Source organism: Cryobacterium luteum (assembly GCF_900110125.1).
GTDB lineage: Bacteria > Actinomycetota > Actinomycetes > Actinomycetales > Microbacteriaceae > Cryobacterium > Cryobacterium luteum.
In genome coordinates this window covers 131,652-151,538 of record NZ_FOCN01000001.1, presented here as the reverse complement: position 1 = coordinate 151,538, position 19,887 = coordinate 131,652, and the positions used below count along the sequence as shown (strand labels likewise).

The 19,887-nt window shown below is 67.2% G+C and carries 23 protein-coding genes; 8 read left to right on the top strand and 15 right to left on the bottom strand.

Going from position 1 to position 19,887, the window contains the following annotated elements:
* The first annotated feature begins 19 nt into the window (after nucleotides 1–19).
* Complete coding sequence (locus BMW72_RS00690; protein WP_092106245.1) at nucleotides 20–706, top strand: hypothetical protein; 687 nt, start codon at nucleotides 20–22, stop codon at nucleotides 704–706.
* Nucleotides 706–885 carry a hypothetical protein gene (locus BMW72_RS00685; RefSeq protein WP_092106243.1) on the top strand — a complete coding sequence of 60 codons (180 nt, stop codon included), beginning with the start codon at nucleotides 706–708 and terminating at the stop codon, nucleotides 883–885. The genes BMW72_RS00690 and BMW72_RS00685 overlap by 1 nt, the downstream gene beginning before the upstream one ends.
* On the opposite strand, the gene BMW72_RS00680 is transcribed toward BMW72_RS00685, so the two are convergent.
* Nucleotides 878–1,426, bottom strand: coding sequence for a hypothetical protein (locus BMW72_RS00680; protein ID WP_092106241.1), 549 nt, complete (start codon nucleotides 1,424–1,426; stop codon nucleotides 878–880). The genes BMW72_RS00685 and BMW72_RS00680 overlap by 8 nt on opposite strands.
* Before the next feature lie 38 nt (nucleotides 1,427–1,464).
* Between BMW72_RS00680 and BMW72_RS19650 the strand changes: the two genes are divergently transcribed.
* The 3 genes from BMW72_RS19650 to BMW72_RS00660 all read left to right on the top strand — a co-directional run bounded on the left by BMW72_RS19650 (nucleotide 1,465) and on the right by BMW72_RS00660 (nucleotide 2,980).
* Entirely contained in the window at nucleotides 1,465–1,725 is a 261-nt protein-coding gene (locus tag BMW72_RS19650) for a DNA/RNA non-specific endonuclease (protein ID WP_422386315.1), read from the top strand.
* The gene (locus tag BMW72_RS00670) at nucleotides 1,718–2,200 is read left to right on the top strand and encodes a hypothetical protein (RefSeq protein WP_092106237.1); all 483 of its coding nucleotides are present in this window, start codon (nucleotides 1,718–1,720) and stop codon (nucleotides 2,198–2,200) included. Before BMW72_RS19650 ends, BMW72_RS00670 begins: the two co-directional genes overlap by 8 nt.
* Before the next feature lie 279 nt (nucleotides 2,201–2,479).
* Nucleotides 2,480–2,980, top strand: a complete 501-nt coding sequence (locus tag BMW72_RS00660; protein WP_092106233.1) for an Imm61 family immunity protein — start codon at nucleotides 2,480–2,482, stop codon at nucleotides 2,978–2,980.
* A gap of 245 nt (nucleotides 2,981–3,225) precedes the next feature.
* Here BMW72_RS00660 and BMW72_RS00655 read toward each other — a convergent pair whose 3' ends face one another.
* From BMW72_RS00655 to BMW72_RS00625, 7 genes are all read right to left on the bottom strand, one after another.
* Entirely contained in the window at nucleotides 3,226–4,560 is a 1,335-nt protein-coding gene (locus BMW72_RS00655; protein WP_241983966.1) for an ABC transporter permease, read from the bottom strand.
* Nucleotides 4,557–5,237 carry an ABC transporter ATP-binding protein gene (locus BMW72_RS00650; protein WP_092106229.1) on the bottom strand — a complete coding sequence of 227 codons (681 nt, stop codon included), beginning with the start codon at nucleotides 5,235–5,237 and terminating at the stop codon, nucleotides 4,557–4,559. Before BMW72_RS00650 ends, BMW72_RS00655 begins: the two co-directional genes overlap by 4 nt.
* Complete coding sequence (locus BMW72_RS00645; protein WP_241983965.1) at nucleotides 5,234–6,811, bottom strand: efflux RND transporter periplasmic adaptor subunit; 1,578 nt, start codon at nucleotides 6,809–6,811, stop codon at nucleotides 5,234–5,236. The genes BMW72_RS00650 and BMW72_RS00645 overlap by 4 nt, the downstream gene beginning before the upstream one ends.
* Nucleotides 6,812–7,771, bottom strand: a complete 960-nt coding sequence (locus tag BMW72_RS00640) for a hypothetical protein (RefSeq protein WP_092106227.1) — start codon at nucleotides 7,769–7,771, stop codon at nucleotides 6,812–6,814.
* A 166-nt stretch (nucleotides 7,772–7,937) separates the two neighbouring features.
* Complete coding sequence (locus BMW72_RS00635) at nucleotides 7,938–8,366, bottom strand: DUF1801 domain-containing protein (RefSeq protein ID WP_092106225.1); 429 nt, start codon at nucleotides 8,364–8,366, stop codon at nucleotides 7,938–7,940.
* Nucleotides 8,367–8,419: 53 nt separating this feature from the next.
* Complete coding sequence (locus tag BMW72_RS00630) at nucleotides 8,420–9,187, bottom strand: MBL fold metallo-hydrolase (RefSeq protein WP_092106790.1); 768 nt, start codon at nucleotides 9,185–9,187, stop codon at nucleotides 8,420–8,422.
* A 61-nt stretch (nucleotides 9,188–9,248) separates the two neighbouring features.
* The gene (locus tag BMW72_RS00625; protein ID WP_092106223.1) at nucleotides 9,249–10,304 is read right to left on the bottom strand and encodes a 2,3-butanediol dehydrogenase; all 1,056 of its coding nucleotides are present in this window, start codon (nucleotides 10,302–10,304) and stop codon (nucleotides 9,249–9,251) included.
* Nucleotides 10,305–10,465: 161 nt separating this feature from the next.
* Here BMW72_RS00625 and BMW72_RS18275 point away from each other — a divergent pair, with 161 nt between their 5' ends.
* On the top strand, nucleotides 10,466–11,278 hold the full coding sequence (locus BMW72_RS18275) for an NUDIX hydrolase (protein WP_134361551.1): 813 nt from the start codon (nucleotides 10,466–10,468) through the stop codon (nucleotides 11,276–11,278).
* Here BMW72_RS18275 and BMW72_RS00615 read toward each other — a convergent pair.
* The 5 genes from BMW72_RS00615 to BMW72_RS00595 all read right to left on the bottom strand — a co-directional run bounded on the left by BMW72_RS00615 (nucleotide 11,275) and on the right by BMW72_RS00595 (nucleotide 15,894).
* Entirely contained in the window at nucleotides 11,275–12,234 is a 960-nt protein-coding gene (locus tag BMW72_RS00615) for a hypothetical protein (RefSeq protein ID WP_092106221.1), read from the bottom strand. The two genes, BMW72_RS18275 and BMW72_RS00615, sit on opposite strands and share 4 nt — an antisense overlap.
* Before the next feature lie 110 nt (nucleotides 12,235–12,344).
* A complete protein-coding gene (locus BMW72_RS00610) occupies nucleotides 12,345–12,893 on the bottom strand; it encodes a hypothetical protein (RefSeq protein ID WP_134361550.1) in 549 nt (182 codons plus the stop codon).
* Nucleotides 12,894–13,241: 348 nt separating this feature from the next.
* The gene (locus tag BMW72_RS00605; RefSeq protein ID WP_092106217.1) at nucleotides 13,242–14,105 is read right to left on the bottom strand and encodes a universal stress protein; all 864 of its coding nucleotides are present in this window, start codon (nucleotides 14,103–14,105) and stop codon (nucleotides 13,242–13,244) included.
* Nucleotides 14,106–14,247: 142 nt separating this feature from the next.
* Nucleotides 14,248–14,814 (bottom strand): flavodoxin family protein, encoded by a 567-nt coding sequence (locus BMW72_RS00600; RefSeq protein ID WP_092106214.1) that lies wholly within the window; start codon nucleotides 14,812–14,814, stop codon nucleotides 14,248–14,250.
* Nucleotides 14,815–14,838: 24 nt separating this feature from the next.
* A complete protein-coding gene (locus BMW72_RS00595; RefSeq protein ID WP_092106212.1) occupies nucleotides 14,839–15,894 on the bottom strand; it encodes a zinc-dependent alcohol dehydrogenase family protein in 1,056 nt (351 codons plus the stop codon).
* Nucleotides 15,895–16,125: 231 nt separating this feature from the next.
* Here BMW72_RS00595 and BMW72_RS00590 point away from each other — a divergent pair, with 231 nt between their 5' ends.
* Together BMW72_RS00590 and BMW72_RS00585 are read left to right on the top strand one after the other, a co-directional pair.
* Entirely contained in the window at nucleotides 16,126–16,980 is an 855-nt protein-coding gene (locus tag BMW72_RS00590) for a universal stress protein (protein ID WP_092106210.1), read from the top strand.
* Between the two features lie 68 nt (nucleotides 16,981–17,048).
* Nucleotides 17,049–18,827: a GAF domain-containing sensor histidine kinase gene (locus tag BMW72_RS00585; RefSeq protein WP_092106208.1), complete on the top strand. Its 1,779-nt coding sequence runs from the start codon at nucleotides 17,049–17,051 to the stop codon at nucleotides 18,825–18,827.
* On the opposite strand, the gene BMW72_RS00580 is transcribed toward BMW72_RS00585, so the two are convergent.
* Together BMW72_RS00580 and BMW72_RS00575 are read right to left on the bottom strand one after the other, a co-directional pair.
* Nucleotides 18,727–19,386, bottom strand: a complete 660-nt coding sequence (locus BMW72_RS00580; protein WP_092106207.1) for a response regulator — start codon at nucleotides 19,384–19,386, stop codon at nucleotides 18,727–18,729. The genes BMW72_RS00585 and BMW72_RS00580 overlap by 101 nt on opposite strands.
* A gap of 102 nt (nucleotides 19,387–19,488) precedes the next feature.
* Nucleotides 19,489–19,797 carry a metal-sensitive transcriptional regulator gene (locus tag BMW72_RS00575; RefSeq protein WP_092106205.1) on the bottom strand — a complete coding sequence of 103 codons (309 nt, stop codon included), beginning with the start codon at nucleotides 19,795–19,797 and terminating at the stop codon, nucleotides 19,489–19,491.
* Nucleotides 19,798–19,887: the final 90 nt, after the last annotated feature.

Sequence of the window (19,887 nt, the reverse complement as noted above, 5' to 3'; positions counted from 1 at the left end):
GTCTGAGGAGCGCACCAGCATGGAACCGACACCTCCGTTTCTGCAGAACGCCTACGTCGCCCGGTATGCTCCGGGGCTCGCCGCCAGGTACCGGCGAGCTAACACCGTCGCCGGCGTGGTATTCACGCTCTTTCTGCTGGGCGGCCTGGTCGCCAGCGCCCTCACGGCCCGTTCGTGGTTCGCGTACGTCTTCGTCATTCTCGTCTTCGGGATTGGCGCAGCGACCAGCCTGTTCACCGCGCGTCAGGCCGAGAACAAGTGGAATGCCGACAATCGTCTTGCGCTCTCCGTCTCCGATGTCGGTCTCGGCCTGCCGCGACTGGCAACGATCACGTGGGCTGAGGTTCGGTACGTGCGAATCTACGACCACTCGCTGACGCCGCGGGGGATGTCGCCGTACACCTCAACCGTGACGCACCTGTTCGGCACGGACTCGACGATGTTCGTCGACGTCTTCGTCACAGACTCCGACGCGGTGCTGGCGCGGGTCGGCAACCCGCCGAAGGTGTTGCGCGCTCTCGACGCCGACAAAAAGGTGACCGGATTCAAAGGCGTCTGGGGTCAGGGAATGGTCGGCCCCGTTTTTCAAGACGCGGTTCAGGCTCTTGTGACCGCTGCGGAGCGTCACGGTGTTGCCGTGACCTACGACGTGACGAACACCTCGGCCTGGTACATGCCCAGAAGCAACCAGCCGAAGGCGAACTGATGACCGACGTGCTGCAGGACCGGTGCACCCCTCTGGCCGAACCCGTCGTCGCGCTCATGCAGCGTGTGATCGAGAGTCAGGGCAATGCGAAAGTGCTGCCCCCGGTCGTTTCGCTGATCGGTCCGGTGCCCCTGGCGCGGCCGAGGGATCGACCGGCATCGACAACACTGACTACGTGACGTGGGCCCAGGGCGCCCCGCGTACGCTCGACGCGATGGAACAGACCGCCCGATCGGGCGACACCGCAGGGGTGTGGCGCGCCTTCACCGACCAGGAATCCGGCCTGAACCGCCTCGGCTTCGCCTGCGCCGGCATCGCCGGCTGGTAGCGCGTTCTAGCAGGCCTGCACGACCGGGGCCGGCGTTGAAACCTCGACGGCTGTGCCCCCGCCGAAAAGCGCACGTCGGCGACCCCGAGCGCGTCGCCCACAGTGAGACGGCTGGGCAGCGGATGCCCTTCCGCCGCGATCACGAGACTGCTCGCCGACCCCTCGCCCGAGTCGATCACAACACTGATGCGCGCCGGTTCGCCGGTGACCGGTCCGCTCGACAAGGCGGCACCGCCGGCGAGCGACTCGAGGAGCAGCGCCGGGTCGAGCACGGTGCGCCACTCGTCGAGAACCGCGTCGCCCAGGGCGTGGCAGGTGTAGCCGCCGGGGGTGAGGCCGAGCGCGGCCGAGGTGGCGGCATCCGCTTGCAGAAAGGCCTGGCCGTCGAGCACGACGGAACGAGGGGGGTGCGGATTACGATGGTGGCCACCTGTTTGGGAACAGTTACGGTGGTGGTGGCGAGTACGCCAACATGGCCGCAATGCTTACCTCGCTTCACCGGGGCGGCGGCGAGAGATTCTTCAATTGGGCGAACAGCTGGCGCACGATGCCGACCGCGGACCCAGATACCAGGATGATGGTCGATGTTCGACCGCACGACCCAGACGGAGGCAAAGTGCCCGAAGCGTTCACAGTCAACTACGCAATGGACGGTGGAGACACCTTCAAGGAAGTTTTCGAAAATGTCTGAACCGTCTGGGTTGTTCGCGGAGCAGGAAGCCTTCAATACGGTGGGCAGCATCTTGTTTGGGTTGCTGGTCGATGGTGACGAACGTATCGAGTATCGCTCGAGTATGACTGTGGCTGGTGTAGCAAGCAAGGTGATGGCGTTCAACCCGGCCGGGAGACTCGAAGCGCCATCGGGACGGTACAACACGCCCGATACCCCTTACGCACTGGACCGCGCTTTCAAGGTTTTACGACAGGCGTGCTACCGCCCCGGTGCAGGTACGTGGTTCAGCGTTTTGGTCGTCGTTCAGGCGTCAGGTGCGGCAAGCGTGGAGTACAACTACGACCGGGAGGTCGACTTCAGTCTTGGCGGCATAGATCCGATCAGTTACGTGACCGACCAGGAGAAGTTTCCTCGCAATGTGGACCAGCAGCCTGAATGGTTGAAGTTGCGGTTGGCTGAGGGGCGTGCCCGGCTCGCTGCTCGGGACAAGTAGAGAATGAAGAGTTGGGAAGAGCAGGGCTGCGCCCTGTGCCGCCGTCAGTGGGAGACGGCCGAACGGCCGGACTTCGTCGCTGAAAACGTTCCTATGCACGTGGAGCTCTACCGATGCAGTGTGTGCAGGACTTGGTGGACTATGGATGAGCGGCTCGCCTTCGAGGCAACCGATCAAGAAGTCGTTACGTATTTTGGAGGCGATGTTCTCAATGACAAGTGAGTCTGGACCGCCGACCGCGACAATGTCGCCGGTGGCCGTGATGCAGTGAAGCCGGATATGTTTTCGGAGCCGTTCAGTGCGTGGGTTATCCGGGCGCGGTACGCCATCGAGGTCAGCGACGAGGGCCCAGTCGCTCTTATCGCCGACGTTGGCGGTGAGATTCGCTATTACGTTCATTTCGGGGGTCTGGCTGGGTTTTCGCTCACGCGAGCTGAGCGAAGCGAACCGGAGGGCTTCATAATGAGTTCGTCCGACCTGATCGACATCGAACGGTATCTTGCGGTCAAACTTGCTGATGATGTGCGTGAGCGGGAGGGTCTGGCCCGACTGCAGATCCCCGGACGCATAGGCGAGTATGCCGCGCGGGCGAGTGCGCACGAAGACGATGGCAGGGTGACGATCGTGGTGGGAGAACGGCCTCCCGTCAGGTTCGTCCATAACGACCCGTACCGATTGCAGCCGGACGTGCAATTCTCACATTTTGCCGAGGCGAGTGTCGCTGAGATCATCGAGTCGGCGCTGAGTGTTTCGGGCGGTCCGCTGTTCTCGACGAACTAGTGCTGTGACTGACTGGCCTGTCAGAGGCTGATGTACCAGTGCGCGCAAGCAGGCGAGCCACCCGGGCTCAGTACCCGTTGTGGTCCTCGGACTGCGCCCAAGCGCCGCACGGGGTGCTGACGGTAGCCAGGTAGAAGAGCATGCCCGGTTGTTTCATGGAACTGACCCCTCACCCCGGTAGCACGGTGACTCTGGCCGCTGCACCCGGCGAACCCGGGTGCACCTGAAACCCGCGAGCGAGCGGATCAGGTGCCACCGCGGAGGGCGGTGATCGGCTCGATGTTGGAGGCGCGCACGGCGGGATAGGCGCCGGCGGCGAGGCCCACGACGGTTCCGAGCAGGGCGGCACCGATGGCGACGAACGGATCGAGAATGGGCGTCCAGCCCTGCAGCAGCGACACGACGACGACCGCGAACACCCCGAGCGCCGAGCCGATCAGGCCGCCGAGCAGGCCGATCACGGCCGACTCCACGATGAACTGCCGGGCGATGTCGCGCTTGGTGGCGCCGAGGGCCCGCCGCAGGCCGATTTCGCCGACCCGTTCCATCACCGAGAGCAGGGTGACGTTGGCGATTCCCAGGCCACCGGCGAGCAGCGCGAGAATGCCGAGCGTGAGGAAGACGATGTTGATGTCGGCCTGGATGTTGTCTTGCAGCGACGAGGCAGCGGCGGGAGCCTGCACAGTGAAGTTTTCGGGCGAACTCGGATCGAGCGCGATCGGCGCCTGCCGGGACACGAGCGTGCCGGCACCAACCTGAATCTGCAGGTGAAGTTCGGCCGGGGCGGTCAGGCCGAACTCCGCCCGCGCGGTGTTCAGCGGCACGATGACGGCGTCGAGCAGGTTGGCGCGGCGTTCCACGCCGTCGATGATGCCGATGACCGTGTACGACACCTCGCCGATGAAGATGGACGGCTGACTGTCGACCCGGTTGATGCCGAGGGTTTCGGCGGCCCTTGAGCCGAGCACCGCGACCCGGTCGCCGCGCTCGTCGTGACCGGCATCGAAGAAGCGCCCGGTGACGATGTTGCCGCGCACTGCGGCAAGCAGGCCCGGCGAAGTTGCGATGACGGCGGGGCTCAGGGTTTGCGCCGCCGACGGATCGTTGACGGGAACGGAAGTCACGGGCTGGCCGGCGACGTCGACATCGGCCACGAGACCCGCGCGTTCCACCCCGGCGAGACGGTCGACCCGTTCCGGGGCATCCCAGGGCAGCCGGCCGGTGGCCTGCTCCGCGCCGCTCGAGTTGCGGGTCGAGGCGGGTTCGATCATGACCTGGGTCGCCGACACGGCGTCGAACTGGTTGGAGATCTGCCCGGCGGCGGTCTGCGCGAACCCGATGGTGACCACGAGCGAGGCGATGCCGAGCACGGTGCCGAGGGTCGTCATGACGAGTCGGCTGGGCCGGGCGCCGACGCCGTAGCTGGCCTCGACCAAAAGGTCTTGCACCGAGAACCGGTCGGCCCGGCGAATGACCGGCACGATGCTCGCCGTCAGTTCAGCGGATGCCGCAGGCTCGGTACCGGGGACGGCGGCGGCGCGCGGACGGCGGCGCAGCATCCGCTTGAGGGAGAAGCTCATGACAGCTCGCTCAGGCGGCCGTTGGTGATGCGCACGCGGCGGTCGGCCCGGTCGCTGACCGCCTGGTCGTGGGTGATGACGATGAGGGTGAGGCCGTCGGCGTGCAGTTCTTCGAAGAGGTCCATGACCTCGCCGCCGGTGGTCTCGTCGAGGTTTCCGGTGGGTTCGTCGGCGAGTAGCAGCTCGGGCGAGGCGACGACGGCGCGGGCCACAGCCACGCGCTGGCGTTCACCGCCGGAGAGGGTGCCGGGCAGAAAGTCCAGCCGGTGGTTGAGTTTCACGCGGTCGAGGGCGGCGCGGGCGCGGTCCTCACGTTCGGCGCGCGGCACGCCGCTGTACAGGGTGGCGAGCAGCACGTTGTCCAGCACGGTGCGGTGCGGCAGCAGGTGGAAGGCCTGAAAGACGAAGCCGATGGTGCCGCCGCGCACGATGGCGCGCTGCTTCTCATCGAGCAGGCTCGTGTCCCGGCCGTCGAGGTGGTACTCGCCGACGCTCGGCCGGTCGAGCAGGCCGAGCAGGTTGAGCATGGTCGACTTGCCCGATCCGCTGGGGCCGACGATCGACAGGTAGTCGCCGCGTTCCACCCGCAGGTTGACCGATTTGAGCGCCTGCACCTCGGGCGGACCGGGAAACGACCGCGTCACGTTGACCAGTTCGACGACCGGGGCCGCGGTCACCGGCCCACCACGACGAGGTCGCCGACGCCGAGCGAACCGTCGACCGCGGTGATTTCGACGAAGCCTTCGGCGGCGAGGCCGGTGGTCACCTCGACCAGCACGGTCTCGGCTCCGTCTCCGGGGTCGAATTCGACTCGGGATTCACCGCCGGCCCCGGCGGTGAGCGCGGCGAGCGGAACGGCGAGCACCTCTCCCTCGGTGGAGCTGACGGGGATGCGCACGCGCACGTTGCTGCCCTGCACGGCCTGGATCTGTTCGTCGGTGAGGGCGTCGGGCGCGAACAAAACGGTGAAGCGGCCGCTGGCTGTCTCGCCGCTGGCCGGTTCGGCCGGAACAATCGAGCTGATCGTGGCGGGCTGGTCTCCGTCGGGCATGGCGAGCACGGCGGGGGCGCCGACTTCGAGCAGGGCGGCATCGCTCGCGGTCGCCGAGCCGGAGATCACCAGGGTGGCGCCGGAGACCCGCATGACCGGTCCGGAGATGCTGGATCCGCGCTTCACGCTGATTTCGTCGACCCGGCGGGGCAGGCCGGGCAGGTAGAGCACCTCACCGGCGGGGAGGTAGGCGAGCGCGCCGTCGCGGGCGTCGCGGAGGGTCTCGCTGGCGCGCGTCAGCTCGGCCTTGGCGGCGGTGACGGCCGCCTTTTCGGCGCTCGAGTCGCGGGGGGCCAGGGCCTGGGCCTGGCGGGCCACGGCCAGGGTGACGGCGTCCTCGGCATCCGCTATCGCGGTGGGGGTTCCTTCGGTTCGCGCCAGGGCGAGCGCGCGCTCGGCGCTGCGCACCAGGTTGCCCTGCTCGACGACGTCAACGTTCGACGCGGCGCCCTGCACGACGGTGAGTGCGCCGTTGGCGCTGTCAACGGATGCCTGCGCGCCCGTGACCCCGGCTTCGGCGCCGCTCACGGCATCGGCGACGTCGCCGCCGCCGGTGGGAGCGGGGTAGCCGACCTTGGCGTAGAGGGCGGTGACCGCGCTCGCCGTTTGCGCGTCGAATACGTCGGAGTCGAGCGAACCGGCGTCGATGCCCGCAGCGTTCAGGCCCTGCTTGAACTGCAGCACGTCGGGGCCGGAAACGCCGACCCGCAGGGTGCGGTAGACCGGCAGGTCGCCGGGCAGTACGATCACCGGGCGGCCGGTGACCTCGAGTGCGATCGAGGCGGTGTCGAAGACGGCGGCGACTTCGGGCACCTGCCCGGTGACGATGGGCGCGCCGGCGAGTTCGCCGGTTTCGATCGATACCTCAACCGAGTCGGCGTAGCTGGCGTCGCCGCGCATGGTGACGTCGTTGGCGAGGGTGCGGTTTTCTATGGGAACGGTGATGAGGCCGGCGGCGGGAGCGTCGGCATCCGCTGCGGCCTGCCCGGGCGAGACGATCAACTGACCGAGCCCGAGGCCGGCCACGAGCGCCACGATGGCGACCGTGGCCATCACCCAGATCACCCGGTTGCCCGCGAACAGGCGGCGCCAGCCCTGGCTGCGCGAGTGGGCAACCGGAATGATGGTCTCGTCAGCGCCGACGAGGTCGAGCACCTCCGTGGCGTCAGGCTCGCGCTGTCGTCGCCCGAATCGCGACACCTACTTGCCTTGCTCGGAGTCTGCGATGAGCGCGTCGAGTTCGGCCTTGTGATCGATGATGAACTGCTCTTCGAGCTCGAACTGCACCTTCGTGGAGGCCTCGGTGTAGTCGAGATCTTCGGAGCAGGTGAAGTCAGCCATGGCCACGGCGAGTTCCTTCTCGCGCAGGTCGGCGAGGGCCTGCTCGTCGGGACCGGTCTCTGCCGAGTTCTCATAGATTGCGTTTTGGTCGTTGGAGATCGACTCCTGAGCATCGGCCTTCTTGAGGAAGGTTGCGTACCCGGCGTCGGCCATGCAGGTTGCCCACTCGGCGTCGAGGGCGACGATGGCGGGGGAAGACTGGGCTGCTTCGTACATGGCGCTCATTGCGTCGTACAGCGCCGCGTGCTCGTCCTGTGACGGCTGGTCGCCGTTGATCTCATGACTGGCGAAACCCTGGCAGCCCGAGGTCTCCCAGTTGTATTCGTACGAGCCGTCTTCGCTCATTTCCTCTTCGGTAGGCTGAACGCCGGAGAGCACTTCGTAATACGCGGCCTGCTCGGTTTCGGACAGGCTCATCACGTAGTCCTGGTTCGGGTCGACGTACGATTCGCTTTGCTCCTGCTGCTCGGCGATCTGCTCGGGAGACTGGCTCATGCCGTAGCCATTCTCGGCCACCCACTTCTCGGTGCCGTATTCTTCGCCGTCATCACTCATCATTCCGCTGTACTGGGAGTTGTCGACCGGAACATAATCGAAGCCCTCGTCGGCCATGCAGGTGGCGATGAGCTCTTCCTGCTCGTTTTGCTGCGCGATCATGGAGTCTTCGTCGTAGTCGCCGTACATCGATGACATGTACTTCGACAGCGGGCTCTCGGCCGGGTCGAGCTTGGCGGCCGCCGTGTCGCCACCGCACCCTGCGAGCGTCAGCGACAGAAGGGCCGCGGTGGCGACGGCGGTGACACGTGAGCGATAGCGCATGAAGTTTCCCCTTTGAACTTTGTGTGGGTGCGCCAGTGACTGATCGCCGCCCCCGATCTCCCCATAAGGTAGCGCATTGCGCGGACGAATGGGGGGGTGAACGCCACGTTGCAGCGCTACAAAGACCATACTGGTCGGTCTTTTTGCGGTGCAAGTTCCCCCGGAACTAAAGGACTGCTGCCGGGTCGTCGCCCCGTGCCGCGGCGATCGCGATGAGTCGGCGCAGCACGTCGAGGTCGATGTCGTCGAGCTTTCTCACGTAGACGCACCCCATGCCCTCGGTGTATTTGCCGAGCTGCGGTAGCAGAGCGGCGCCCTCAGCTGTGTCCTTGAGGCCGTAGATCGACAGTTGGGCCTTGCGCGGCGAGAACCCGGTCTTCATCCAGTCGCCGTTGGAGCGTGGATTCACCGGTGAGACGTACCGGTATGTTCCGTAGCCCACGATTGACGGTCCCCACAAGACGGGATCGGCACCCGTCACCTCGCGAAAGATCGCGTCGAGGGCCTTGCCGTCGTCACGGCGGCGGGCGGGTGTCGCAGCGTTCAGAAAATCTTCGACGGAGGCATCGGTGGGTTGGGTCTTGTTCTCGGCCATAGCTCAGTATCGCGCGCGCATGCCGGTGCAGGCCAGACCTCACGGCGCAAAGTTCAGGCGTGCGTGCGCAGGTAGGCGAGCTGCGCTATAACGGATGCTTCGGCGGCGAACCGCACCGCGGCATCCGTTTGCGCGTAGACGAGATCGGTGACCCGAGCCACGGTCGCTGCGGAACCGAGCGTGGCGAGGGCAACGCGCACCTGGTCGAGCCGTTCGTGGCGGTGAGCAAGGTAGGCGGTGCAGCTGGCCGCGAGGTCGGGCAGTACCGGGCCGTGCGCGGGCAGCACCGTGGCCGGTCCGAGCGCGCGCAGGGCTTCAAGGGAGGCGAGATAGTCGGTGAGGGAACCGTCGATGATCGTCGTTCCCCGGCCGAGAATGGTGTCGCCGGTGAGCACCGATCCGGCCTCTCCGTCGCCCGGCAGGTGCAGGCAGGCCGAGTCGTCGGTGTGTCCGGGGGTGGCGATCACCCGGATGCTGGTGCCGGCAACCGTAAGCAGCTCACCGTCGACGAGTGGGTCACCGTTGACGCAGAAGGCCGGGTCGAAGGCCCGCACCGGGGCGCCGGTGAGCTCAGCGAATCGCACGCTGCCCGCCGTGTGGTCGGCGTGCCGGTGGGTGATCAGTACGAGCTCCACCCGGCCGACGGCGGCGAGGGCGGCGAGGTGACCCTTGTGCAGCGGCCCTGGGTCGACGACGACCAACGCTGGTGCGTCCGAGGCGCCGATGAGATAGCTGTTGGTGCCGTCGAGTGTCATCGGCCCGGCGTTCGGCGCGAGCAGGCTGCGGGTGAGCGCACTCGTGCGCGTGATGTCGGCGGGCATGGTTGGCAGCTTACCGCCGCGATCGGTGGCGCTTCCGGCTGGAAGCGCCACCTGGCGCGTGCTACGGGTGCACGATGATCTTGACCGCGGTCTCGTTGTGGTTGATCAGCGTGTCAAAGCCCTGAGTGATCAGGTCATCGAGCGCGATGCGTCCGGTGATGAACGGGGCCAGCTTGACCCGGCCCTCCTGCACGAGCTTGATCGTGGCCGGGTGATCGCGCACGTAGGCGATCGTTCCGCGCAGGTCGATCTCCTTGAGCACGAGCTTCTGCATGTCGATGCTGGCCGGCTTGCCCCAGATCGACACGTTGACGATGACGCCGGCGGGCCGCACAGCGTCGAACAGCTGGTTCAGCACGACGTTCACGCTGGTGCACTCGAAGCACACGTCGGCGCCGTTGCCGTCGGTGAGTTCGTGCACCCGGGCGACGACGTCTTCCTTGCTGGGATCGAGCACGTAATCAGCGACCCCGGTGACCCGCGCCTTCTCCTTGCGGGCCTCGCTGAGTTCGGACATGATCACGGTCAGGCCTTCGGCCTTGAGCACGGCGGCGACGAGCAGGCCGATCGGGCCGGCCCCGCCGATGAGGGCGACATCGCCCGCTTTCGCTCCGCTGCGCACGAAGGCGTGGTGGGCGACGGAGAGCGGTTCGATCAGCGCGGCTTCGTCGAGGGGGATGTCGCCGATGGCGTGCACCCAGCGGCGGTCGACGACGACCTTCTCGCTGAGTCCGCCGCCTCCGCCGGCCAGGCCGATGAAGCCCATCTTGATGCAGAGGTGATAGTTGCCGGCCAGGCAGGGCGCGCACTCGTTGCAGACGAAATAGGGTTCGACCACGACATTGTCGCCGACCGCGAGGTCGGTCACGCCCTCGCCGAGTGCGCTGATGGTGCCCGAGAATTCGTGGCCGAGCGTGACCGGTTCTTCTTCGTGGGAGAGCGGGTGCGGGTGGCCCTCGGCCGGAATGAAGATCGGTCCTTCGAGGTATTCATGCAAATCTGTTCCGCAGATGCCACACCAGGCGACGTCGATGGCGACGGCTCCCGGTCGAAGCTCGGGGGCGGGAATGTCCTCGATGCGAATGTCCGCCGGGCCGTGAAAACGAGCTGCCTTCATGATGCGTCACTACTCCTTGCACCGAAGCAGCGTCGGTACCCTCGTGGCACCTGCGGTACGCCCCGGGGTGCTTTCAGCCTACGCCGGGATGCGGTCGTTGTGGGTTCAGAGCCCGGCGATAGGGTGGGAATCCCCGCACTACCGAACCTTGAGGACCAGCGATGACGCTAGACACCGAGACCGTGCCAGCACCGATCGGAGTCGCGGCGACCGTGGTTTTGCTGCGGGACAGCCCGGAGGGCCCCGAGGTGCTGCTGCTTGAGCGGCCGCGCCACCGTGGGTCTTTCGCCGGCGCGTGGGTCTTTCCCGGCGGCGGCGTCGATGCCGACGATCGGTTGCCAACGGATTCCTCAGCGCCCGCCGGCCGCGCCCGTCCGCTCGCGGAGCTGCCCGGCAGCGCAGCAGACCGGGGCGTTGGTGCTGCCGGCGGGGCAGCTGCGGCACTGCGGGTCGAGGCCATCGAAGAGCTCGCCGCGCGCCGCGCCGCAGTGCGCGAAGTGCGCGAGGAGACTGCGCTGGAGGTCGCACCCGAGACCCTCGTGGCCGCAGCGCTGTGGGTTCCTCCGCTGAACGTGCCGAAGCGGCTGCGCACCTGGTTCTACGTCACGGCGGCGCCGCCGGGCACCATCGTGCTCGCCGAAGATGAGGTCATCGACTGTGTCTGGCTCCGCCCGCAGGAGGCGCTGGCGCGGCATGCATCCGCTTCAATGACCCTGGTGGCACCGACCTGGGTGACACTCCACGGGCTGCAGGGGCACGAATCGGTGGCCCAAATCGTGGCTGGCGCACAGCAGCGCGGACTCGCGCACTACGAGACCCGGCTCGGAGCGAGCGAACAGGGGCCGGCGCTGTTCTGGGCGGGAGATGTCGCCTACGCCGATGACGCGCTCGCCGAGCAGGCCGGGGGGCGGCACCGCCTCGAGATCGGCGGGCTGCCATGGGTCTATTCCGCTGACGGGCCGCCAGCGCGCTAGCCGGCCGCGGCGATGCTCGGCAGCAGTGACCGGGGCGTGCAGCCCTGGCCGTCGATGAAGTTGAGGCAGTCGTCGAAGATCACCGAGAACGGTTCGAGAGTCGAGTCTCCGAACCAGTTGTTGTAGAACAGCCAGAAATTGAGGTTGCCGTAGGTGGAGCAGGCGTCGCCCTCGTCGCCGGCGTTCTCGATGGCAACCGGGTTGGGCTGGTACGGCGTGTAGTTGTACAGGTTGGCGGTGGCCTGATTCTTGATGATCACGGCGGAGGCCCCGCACTGGGCGTTGGGGTTGAAACCCACGTCGACGCTGCCCATCTGGAACGCCCGGTCGGGCTCCTGGGTGTACTGCCGAAACTGCCAGGCCGCGTTGTAGACCTGGTTGAAGAAGCCGAAGTACTCGGCGTCGCAGTCCGCGGTGTCGGGGCAGCCGTAACCGGTGGCGCGCAGATAACCGGATGCCGTGGGCCGGGTCAGCAGCGACTGCTCCTTCTGCAGCAGCACCAGCAGCACTTCGGGGCTGATCGTGCAGGCCGCCGCGATCTTGGCGATGATGCGGGCGGCCGTTTCGTTCTCGGCACCGACGTAGGGCCGGCAGTGGCCGGCGCCCTGGGCCGGTTGGCTGGTCGTCGTCTCGCGGTACTCCCAGAGGCACGGCACGCCGCCGCTCGGGCGGCAGGAGCGCTGCTCGAGAAAATCCTGGATCTGCACCGTGGTGAGGGCATCCGGGTTGAAGAAGTTGTAGTCGCTGATGATGAGGCCGGGGTTGAACGTCTCCGGGTCTGCTGGTGCCGGGTCGGTGCGGGCTGGGTCGGTGGTTGTCTGGTCAGCCACGGCCCGCAGCTGTACCGCGGTGGCCGACGTCGTCGGCAGCGCAATGAGCGACGCCGCGAGCCCGGCGAGGGCCATCCCGGTCGCCAGCATGCGCAGTCGATGACGGGTCTGCGCGAAGGAGCTCATACCAAAACCCTAACCGGCTCGGTCGGGTCGCGGCACCCGTCAGGGAAGCGGGCAGGTGTTCCTTTCGGTGCCAGCCACCGTTACGAGTGCCGTGAGCCGGCTGGTTGGGTTTATTGGCGGGCGGTGCCGAACGGCTGACGCCGCGCCGTGCCGGGGAGTTCCGCGACGTCCATGCCGTCAGGCCCCGCCGGGGGCGAGTCGGTTCGGGCTGCAGGCCGGGATCCGATCCCGGCGGGCACGGTGCGTGCCCGGGGAGCCGAAACCAGTCTGGGTACCACGCCCAAAAGCGCGAGCACGGCGATGAGTTCAACAGCGCCCAGCCCGAAGTAGAGGGTCTGCAGCCACGAGTATTCGGTGAGCACGGCCAGCTCGGCGAAGACCCAGATCACCATGCCGAATCCGGCGATGGTCGACAGGATCAACGCCACCCGCCAGTGTGCGAGCAGTGCGACGGCGCTGGCCAGCTGGGTGCCGCCAACGACGATGCCGAGGATGAGTCCGGGCACGACATAGGAGGAGAACGGGGTGCCGGCGAGATAGCTCAGCGGAACTCCGGCCCCATTGGCGGCGATTCCGAGCACCGCCCCGGCACACGCCGAAACCGCACCGAACACCAGCAGGCCGACCAGCACCCGGAACACAAGTTTCAGCGAAAGCACGTGATTGCATCCGTTCTGGTAGTCGGTTGGCCGGTATTCGATTTGCACGGTGTTCGGTCGGCCGGTGTTCGGTCGCTTCTGCCCCGCTCAGGTTACGACCGCCCAGGACGTGCCAACCAGAGTCTTTCGGCCCCACCACAGGGAATTTGCTCGTCCCGTCGCGCTGGACATCGGGCCAGGCCGCAGGTCCCGCGCAGCGCGTTTACCCGGCGGATGCCCGCTGCCGCAGGTCCCGCGCACTGGCGCAACACCTGCGCAGGGCGACGTCACCCTGCGGATGTGCCCGACAGTATGTCCCGCGCAGTGCCTCAGCTCCCGCGCACTGGCGCAACACCCGCGGAGCGCGACTCAGGCGGGCGGTGCCGGGATGACCACCATGGGCGACTGGATGTTCAGCACGATCGAGTGGCTCACCGAACCGAGCAGCAGCTTGGAGATGCCCCTGAGCCCGTGATCGCCGACCACGAGCAGCGCGGCGCCGCGGGCGGCGTCGAGCAGCGCCGATTGCGGGGCGCCACGCACAAGCGAAGCGCGAATGCCGAGGGCCGGATAGCGTCGGGAGACGGCGAGCAGCGACTCGTCGAGGATTCGCCGATGCGAGGATTCCAGCGTCTGCAGAAACCGGGCGTCGGGTTCGGTCGTGTCACGCCAGACCAGCGGTTCCTGCCAGGCGTGGATCGCGTGCAGCTCCTGGCCGGTGCGGTCGGCTTCGGCTGCGGCGAATTCCACGGCGGCGTTCGCGGCCGTGGACCCGTCGACGCCGACCACGACGCCCGAGTGCTGCTTGTTGTCACGCTCCGGGATGATCGCGATCGGTCCGTTGGCCGAACCGGCCAGCCGGGCCCCCATCGACCATTCGTAGCGCAGGGTCGAGCCGCGACGACGGTGGGTGCCGACGACGACAAGGGTGTCGGTGCCGCTCAGTGCGCGCAGCTCGGTGAGTGGGTCGCCGGAGCGCAGGTCGGCGTGCACGGTGAGGGCCGGATACTGCGCGCTCACCCGGTCGGCGTCGTCCTTGAGTACCTCGCGGGCCCGTTCCGTCGAGGACTCCAAGCTGAAGTAGTCGGCCGACGACACCGTGCGGTCGAGGATGCGCACGAGGGTGAGGTCGCCGTCGTTCGAGCGGGCGAGCGACCAATCGAGGGCTGCCCTGGCGGGTTCCGAACCGTCCCAGGCCACCACCGTCTGGCTGCGGGTGAGTGTGTGCGTCATGAGAAATCCCTTCTCCGGCGGCGGGCCACGAGCGGGAGGTCGTGTGAACGCCACCAATGATTGTTTTTCACGTTAGCCATCGCCGCCGCCCCCGAGTAGGGCCTTAAGTCACCTCCCGCGGTGAGTTAGACCCGACCCGGCCTCAGGCGGTGGTGATCGACCCGGTGATAGTGAACGGATGCTGCGGCCCGGCCGTTGCCCGCTCCCGCAGCAATGCGCCCCACGCTTCGGCTCGGCGAATCTCGCCGGGCACCAGGGCGATGCTCTTGGTCACCAGAAAACTCTCCGACTCGGCCACGACATCGGCTCCGGCCGCGAGCAGGTGCTTGCCGATGCTTTTGGAGGCGTGCCCGGTCAGCAGGATCGGCCCCTCCTGCCGGGTGTCGAACGCTGCCGCGCGGCAGGCCAGCCCACTCAGGGGCGCGAGCCATTCGCGCACGCCGGTGCCAGCGGCATCCGCTTCGAGGTGCAGGGTGTGCTGGGGGGTGACGGCCGCGTCGATCGCGCCCTGACGGGTGCTCGGACGGCTCATGCCGTGCACGTGGGTGGGGCCGCCGACCACGAGCAGGTCGACCTGGGACAGGTCGATGCCCGCAGCCTGGCTCGTGGGCACGAGGATCACCTCGGCCGGGGCCAGGCCGCGCCCGATCGCCTCGGCAACGAGACGGGTGTTGCCGTACATCGATTCAAAGACGATCAGGGCGCGCATGAAACCTCCAGAGGGTAGAGCGAACTAACGGGAAATGACGACCTTGAGCGCCTTGGTTTCAGCCGCTCGAGCGAAGGTGTCGTAGGCCTCGACGAACTGGTCGAAGCTGAAGTGGTGCGTGGCGAGCTTCTCGGCCGCCAGCTTTTTACTCGCAACGAGCTTGAGCAGCATCTTCGTGGTGTTGGCGTTGACCAAACCCATGCTGATGTTGATGTTTTGAATCCACAGGTTCTCGAGGTGCAGGTCGACCGGTTTGCCGTGCACTCCCACGTTGGCGACGTTGCCGCCGGGGCGCACGATCTCGGTGGCCATGGTGAAGGTCTGCGGAATGCCGACCGCCTCGATGGCCACGTCGACGCCGGCGCCGTCGGTGAGGGCGAGCACCTGCTCTTTCCAATCGGCGGCACCGGAGACGACCGTGTCGGTGGCGCCGAAGGAGCGGGCCTGCTCGAGGCGGTTCTCATCGAGGTCGATCGCGATGATGCTTGCCGCGCCGTAGAGACCGGCGGTGGCGATGGCGGCCAGTCCCACCGGGCCGGCGCCGATCACGGCGACGACATCGCCGGGCTTGACCCGGCCGTACTGCACGCCGATCTCAAAACCGGTCGGCAGAATGTCGCTGAGCATGACGCCCTGGTCGTCACTGACGCCCTCGGGCAGCTTGTGCAAAGAATTGTCGGCGTAGGGTACGCGCACGAACTCGGCCTGGGTGCCGTCGATGAGGTGGCCGAAGACCCAGCCGATGCCGGAGGCACCCTCGTCGCCGAGGCAGTGCGAGTACAGGCCGGTGCTGCAGTTGCTGCAGTGCCCGCAGCTCTTGATGCAGGAGATGATGACCCGGTCGCCGACGGTGAGGTTGCTCACCGCTGAGCCGACCTCGGTGATCGTGCCGACGCCCTCATGGCCGAGGATGCGCCCGACCGTAACGGCGGGAACGTCGCCCTTGAGAATGTGCAGGTCGGTGCCGCAGATCGTGGTGGTGTCCACGCGCACGATCGCATCGGTCGGGCTCTGCAGCGTCGGGTCGGGAACATCGGTCCAGCTCTTCAGACCTGGACCGCCATAAACAAGTGCCTTCACGAGTATCTCCTTTGAAGTGATTGGGGGCGGGCAGTCGACCCGTCAGAGCTACGCTACGACCCGAATCCGGGTGTGGCTAGGGCCGAAAGTCCCGTGGCGCCGGTGCGGGAAAGGGCGGCTAATCGGGACTTCCGGCCCTATCCGCGAGGCCTGCCGACTGACAGGATGGACATGAGGCGATGGGGCACCAGCTCTGGGCCCGCCCTTTCGAATGCAGAATGAGGTAGAGCAATGAACCGGATGATTGTGGTCGGCGTCGACGAATCGGCTGCCGGCGAGACCGCCCTCGCGTGGGCCATGGCCCGGGCCGAGCACGTCAAGAGCCCGGTGACGCTCATGCACACCGTGTACGAAACCTGGCTGGCCGACGGCTATGGCTACTACGACTCCATTCTCGACGCCGAGAAGAAGCTGCTCGCCGACGCTGGCGCCCGCGCTTCGGCCCTCGCGCCCACGGTCGTCACCCACACCGAGCTGCGCACCGGCAGTGCACCGCGCGTTCTCAGCGAACTGTCGAAGGACGCCGACCTCGTTGTCGTCGGCACCGATCGCAAGGGCCGGGTCGAGGGCGAACTGTTCGGCAGCGTCAGCCTGCAGATCGCCGCGCTGGCGACCTCCCCGGTCGCCGTCATTCCGTCGCTGCCCGAGACCGAGCGATCCGGCGTCTACGTGGGCGTCGACGGCTCGGCCGACTCGGTGACCGCCGTGGCCTTCGCTGCGGCCGAAGCCGACCGCACCGGCCAGGAACTGTTCGCCCTCTATGCGGTGCACCTGCCGAATCGTCGTGTGCTGCGCAGCATTCCGGCCGAGGCCGTGACCGAGCGCATGGAAGAAGAACGCGTCGTGCTCGCCGAATCGGTGGCGGGACTCAGCGCCCGCTACCCCGACCTCGTGGTACACCAGATTCTCGAGACCGACGAGTCGCCGGCCCGGGCGCTCGTGGCCGCCGCCCGGCACGCGCAACTGCTCGTGGTGGGCAGCCGCGGTCGCGGATCTCTGCAACGTCTGTTGATGGGGTCGGTCAGCCACGAGGTGCTGCTGCACATCACCTGCCCGACAATTGTCACCAGAACAACCCACAAGTAGGGTTTACACCCGTCAAAGCGTGCGAAGGTTAGACCCTAAGTCGTACTTGATGGGTGGGGACGAGAACAATGACGGATCAGACTGCCGCCGAGCTTGCCCTCACCCAGGAACGAATGCGCGGCCTGCTCGATGCCGTCGTGTCGGTGGCCGAAGACCTCAGCCTCGAAGCGGTCCTGGAACGTGTCGTCACCGCGGCCTGCCAGCTCGTGCAGGCCCGGTTCGGTGCCCTCGGCGTGATCGGTGCCGGCCAGGCACTCAGCCACTTCGTCACCGTGGGCTTCGACGATGAGACGGTGAGCAAGATCGGCGCGCTGCCGGTCGGTCACGGTGTGCTCGGCCTGCTCATTCGAGAACCGCGCCCCATTCGCCTGCACGACCTGCACGATCACCCCGACTCCTTCGGTTTTCCCGCCCACCACCCGCCGATGAAGTCGTTCCTCGGGGTGCCGGTGCGGGTACGCGACACGGTGTTCGGCAACCTCTATCTCACCGAGAAAGAGGGCGGCGGCGACTTCACCGACGAAGATCAGGAACTCGCCGTCGCGCTCGCCGCTGCCGCCGGCGTCACGATCGAAAACGCTCGGCTCTACGACGAAGCCCGCGGCCGTTCCCGCTGGCTCGAAGCGGTCGCCGAAATGGGCCGCGACCTGCTGCGACCGGTCGACGGCGATGAAGACAACGGCCTCGACCTCGTGGCCGAACGGGTGCTCGCGGCGTCCGGCGCCGACCTGGCCGTGATCGGGTTTCCCACCGGCGACAGCCTGTTCTGTGCGGCTGCGGCCGGCGCGCCTGCGTCCGAAGTGTCGGCATCCGCTTTGATCGGTACGACCGTACTGCTCCACGCCGACGTTCTGCACGACGTGCGCGCGACCGGCCGGTCCGTCATGCTCGCCGGTCCGCCGCTGCACCCGGCACCGGCTATGGCAGCGGATGCCGCGCCCGGCCCCGCCGCGCACTGGTCGCTCCTGGGTTCCACCCTCGTGGCCGCGCTCGGGCCGGCCGGGGACGGGCAGGGCGTGATTCTGCTGTCTCGGGCGCCGGCATCCGCTGGTTACAGCCAGACCGATTTGGAGATGAGCGCGGTTTTCGGCACCCAGGTGTCGCTCGCGCTCGAACTGGCGTCCGTGCATCGCATGCGCGAGGAGCAGGCCGTGCTCGGCGACCGCGACCGCATTGCCCGCGACCTGCACGACCTGGTCATTCAGCGTCTGTTCGCTGCCGGGCTGAGCATGCAGAGCCTGCGCCGGTTCACCAGTGATCCGATCGCCCTCGACCGGATCAACGCCGTGACCAACGAGCTCGACGACACCATTCGGGAACTGCGCGACACGATCTATTCGCTGCGCGGAATGGCGCAGGACGCCGGCACGCTCAGCAGTCGCATCCTGGCCGTCATTAAAGAGGGAGCGGCGAGTCTCACCTATGCGCCCCGCATCCGCTTATCGGGGCCGATCGACGCGCCGCTCGCCGATGAGCTGGGCAGCAGCCTTCTCGCGGTCATCTCGGAGGGGCTCAGCAATGCTGCGCGGCATTCCCGGGCAAGTTCGATCGAGATCGCGGTCGACGCCGACGCCGACCGCATCAAGGTCGTCATCGCCGACAATGGTTGCGGCTTCGGTAAGCCCACCCGGCGCAGCGGCCTCGACAACCTCAAGGAGCGCGCGGCGCTGCTCGGCGGCAAGTTCTCGGTGCGCAGCGTCGTGGGCGAGGGAACTCGGCTGCGCTGGTCGGTACCGGTGCCGGAGGTTACCGTGGGTGTTCGTCTCCACGTTTCGCAACGTACACGGCGGCCTGGGTTCGGCGCTGAAAGTCCAGCTTCGCCAGCATCGACGACACGTAGTTCTTGACCGTCTTCTCGGCCAGGAACATGCTCTGACCGATTTCACGGTTGGTCAGGCCCTCGCCGATCAGGTCGAGCACCTTGCGCTCCTGCGCGGTGAGTGACGCGAGGCGGGCGTCTTGCGGGTCGGCCAGCCCGGCAATGATGTCTGCCTTGAGCATCGGGTCGAACAGCGAATCGCCGGCCGCCGCACGCCGAATCTTGCCGAGCAGGTCGGTGCTGCGAATCTCCTTCAGCACGTACCCGGCCGCCCCGGCGAGGACCGCTCCGCGCAGGGCCTGTTCGTCGTCGTAACTCGTGAGGATCAGGCAATGCACCGAGGGATCGGCCGAACGCACGTCGCGGCAGACCTCGATGCCGGTGCCGTCGGGCAGGCGGGCGTCAAGAATGGCCACATCGGGGCGCAACTGCAGAATCAGCGGTGTCGCCTCGGCCGCCAGGCCGCTGTCGGCGACCACGTCGAAACCCTCACCCTCGAGCAGCTCGCGCAGGCCGCGGCGCACCAGTTCGTGGTCGTCGAGGATGAAGACTCGAATGCGGTCGGGCGTGCGCGCTGGGGTGATCATGGGGGTCCTTCCCGGCCGGGTGCGGTGCAGGCGGGCGGTTTTCGGTGGTAAGTCTGTCCAGTCTGACGCGCGTGCTCACCCGGCGACTAGGGCCAAAGGTCCTTAAGAGCGCACCAGTCGGGCGATGGCAGCGGATGCCTCCTGCAGCTTGGCCTCGGCTTCGGCGCCGCCGGCCATGGCCGCGTGCAGCACGCAGTGATTCAGGTGGTCGTCGAGCAGGCCGAGCGCGACCGATTCAAGCGCACTCGTCATGGCCGAGATCTGGGTGAGGATGTCGATGCAGTACTTGTCGTCGGTGACCATGCCCTGCAGGCCGCGAGCCTGACCCTCGATGCGGCGCAGGCGCTTGAGGTAGGCGTCCTTGTTCGAGATGTAGCCGTGCGGGCCGTCGTGGGTCTCTGACTCGGTCATGACATCACTGTACCCCCTCGGGGTATAATTGCGGAAATGGTACCCCCAAGGGGTATGCTGAAAGGACAGCCCCTTCGGGGGGAGAAGACC